The sequence below is a fragment of the Methylophilus sp. UBA6697 genome (assembly GCF_002454655.1).
GTDB lineage: Bacteria > Pseudomonadota > Gammaproteobacteria > Burkholderiales > Methylophilaceae > Methylophilus.
Genome location: NZ_DKJH01000028.1, coordinates 1 through 3,405, shown reverse-complemented (window position 1 = coordinate 3,405; position 3,405 = coordinate 1). Strand labels below are relative to the sequence as shown.

The window sequence follows — 3,405 nt, the reverse complement described above, 5'->3', positions numbered from 1 at the left end:
TTTTTCAAAATTTTTGCTGTCTTATAGTCGAAATGTGTGACATTTTTCACTAAAAGCCTATCTAAGTGCCTACTTTGATAGGCCATATACCCTTGTGCCGACACAATTCCGTGGTTATACTGGTTCTGGATGAATCTTTATAACTTGTTAAGAGTCTGCACATGAAACTAAAAAAAATCGCCTCGGCACTATTAATGGGTGTATTTTCTTTCTCGTCTATCGGTTGGGCTGCCAGTCCTGAGACGCTAGAGAAAATTATCGAAAAGGCTGTCTCCGAGAACCCGGAGGTTCAAGCCACCTTCCATGCATTCAAAGCAGCAGAGTTTGATGAATCTGCCGCCAAAGGTCGATACCTGCCGAACTTAACGGTTGACCAAACGTTCCGAAATCAAGAGCGCCTGACACCAAACGTTAATAACACTTTTACGCCCAATCAGCAATCCACCTTGACCTTGCGTCAAATGATTTTTGATGGTCTGGCAACGCCGTCTGAAGTTGGCCGCCTGGATCATGTGGCCAAATCTCGCTTCTATGAGCTGCAGGGTCAAATGCAGGGCGTGGCGCTGGATACGGCAACCGCTTATTTTGATTTGTTGCGCTATCGCCGTCTGGTGTCTTATGCACAAGATAACTTTGTGGTGCATAAGCAGGTTTTTGACAAAATCAAATCACGCGTGGATGCCGGTGTAGGTAAGAAGGTGGATTTGGAGCAGGCCACTGGTCGTTTGGCCTTGGCTGAAGCAAACCTGCTGACTGAAACCACCAACCTATATGATGTATCTGCCCGTTTCCAGCGTCTGGTGGGTGAGTTGCCGCCAGAGATCGTAAACGAAGTCATGCTGACAGGTGATGGCCTGGCTGGTAGCGCAGATCAGGTGTTGGATGCAGCTTACAAGCAAAACCCAAATATCCTTGCAGCCATTGAGAATATTATTGCAGTAGAAAAATCCGTTTCAGGCAAAAAAGCACCATTCATGCCGCGACTGGATTTGCAAGGCCGTAAAATCTTGGATGTGAATGACGCAAGTAGAAACAGTACGTTAGCTGCAGATACGTTGGAAGTCACTGCCAGCTGGAATATTTTTAATGGATTCACAGATAAATCTAATCTGGATTCTGCCGTACAAACTTTAAATCGCTCACATGATTTGCGCGATAAAGCGTGTATTGATACACGTCAGTTAGTTGCTATCGCTTACAACAATATCAAGCAGTTGAGTGAGCAAGTAGCTTATCGCAAGCAACATCAGGACTCCATCGAGAATGCACGCCTGGCCTATCGTAAGCAATATGATATCGGTCAACGTACCTTGCTTGACTTGTTGGATACGGAGAATGAATACTTCCAGTCGCGTCGTAACTTTACCAATGCGGAAATGGACCTCAGTACTGCTTACGCCAGAACCTATGCTGGTCAAGGTTTGTTGTTGAGCAAGCTGGGTGTGACGCGTGCTGACGTGGGTGAATATCCACGTGAAGAGTACATGGATCGCGAGAATGTGTGTAAAGCTGTTGCTCCTACGCAGGTTGTACCAGATAAAGCAGCATTGTTAGCCAATGCCAAACCTTGGGAAGGCGAAGCCTTTAAGCCTAAAGCACAAGAAAAAGCGACCATGAAGTTCACGCCTCGCATCTTGTTCCAGGCAAATAGCGCCATCATCTTGCCAGAGTCTTATGCGGATCTGGATATTGTGTATGACGTGGTTAAAGAGTGGGGTAATGACAAGGTTGAAATTGCAGGTCATACCGACAAGCGTAATACTTCGAAAGAGAAATACAACCTGCTGTTGTCAGAGAAGCGTGCTAAGGCGGTTGCTGATTACTTAGTGAAAAAAGGCCTGGATGCGCAGCGCATTGCAGTCAAAGGCTACGGTTTCTCGCAACCGATCGCTGAAAATGACCCTGTGAGTGGTAATGATGCCAACCGTCGCGTTGAGGTCATTCGATTCCAGTCTGTCGCTCAGTAATGTTGAGCTTAGCTCCCGCGTGTCGGGAGTGTAAAAAAGCGGTGCCAATAGGCACCGCTTTTTTATATCTGCTAGCGTTGGTTGGCAAGCGTAATGGCCTCTAAGGCTGGTCCAGGCATTGTACTTTAGTACAATAGATTTCTGTTTTGGATTGGCGTCTAATACGACACTATCAGAATTGTCTCAATCTTAAGTGAGGATAAACATGGCTACAGTAATCGGAACTGTTACAAATATTCAGGGTATGGCTATCGTAGTTGATGCCAGTGGCAATCGCCATATGTTGAAAGTCGGCGAAGTGCTTCATGCAGGCGATAAAGTGATCACTGCTTCTGGCGCTGCTGTTGCCGTGAAGCTTGCCAACGGTGAAACCGTAAATTTTGCCGAAGCGCAAACAGTGAAGATTACTGATAACCTGGCTCAGGTGGATGTTTCTGACGTTACAGAGAATGCTGTGAACCAAACTGTCTTTGACGCAGTGCTGACTGCGTTAAATGAAGGCCGTGATATCACCGAAGTATTGGATAGCCCAGCTGCTGGTGAGGCGGGTAGTGATGGTAATGCCAGCTTTGTCAACCTGGACAGAATCCAGACACAAAATGCCGGTGGCGCCAACTATGATGGTGGTACTGGTGCAGGTGGCGCGGCTACAGGCGGCAATATTGCCCCTAACTATGTTTATCTAAGTCCTGCAAGTGGTGCGCCAGTTATCACATTGGCAGACGATAAAGACAATGATGGCTATTTAAATGCTGGCGAGATCGGTAACGCTGTAACAACTAAAGCAACCGTGACATTGCCAGCTGGTCTTGAACCAGGAGATACATTAAACGTTGTTCATAACAGCGGTACGATTAGTGTTGTATTGTCTGCTGCCAATATCGCAGCAGGTTCTGTCGATGTACAGGTGCCAGTGCCGGCACAAGGCTCAACATTGACGGTGACTGCAAGTATCACCAATCAATCAGGTCAAATTTCACCATCCACTTCTGATTCAGCGATTATTGATACAGTTGCACCTAATACACCTGCATTTGAGGGGTATGACGATGTAGGGACTGTTCAAGGTGTTATTGTTAATAAATCAACAATTGATGATACTCGGCCTGAAATTCGTGGTTCCAATGGCTCTCCTGGCGATAAGGTCACGATATATGATATTGATAGTAAAGGCACCGTCATTATATTGGGTACTACGGTTGTTAAAGCTGATGGTACCTGGACATTTACGCCAATCACTCCTATGGCCGACGGTTCGGAGCATCGTATTCAAGTAACCGCAACAGACACTGCTGGCAATGAAAGCCCAAAGTCAGCAACACTAGAGTTTAAAATCGATACTACAGCGCCTGATGTACCTGCATTTGAAGGTGTTGACGATGTTGGCCCGACTCAAGGTGTGATCATTAACAACTCAACGATTGATGATAACAAGCCT

Annotated in this window: 2 protein-coding genes; both read left to right on the top strand. The window is 46.3% G+C overall.

Annotated elements, in window-relative coordinates; genetic code table 11:
* Window positions 1-161: 161 nt before the first annotated feature.
* A complete protein-coding gene (locus B3355_RS08915; RefSeq protein ID WP_292782838.1) occupies window positions 162-1,967 on the top strand; it encodes a TolC family outer membrane protein in 1,806 nt (601 codons plus the stop codon).
* Window positions 1,968-2,172: 205 nt separating this feature from the next.
* The coding region (locus tag B3355_RS08910; RefSeq protein WP_292782836.1) for a retention module-containing protein at window positions 2,173-3,405 on the top strand (1,233 nt) is incomplete at its 3' end.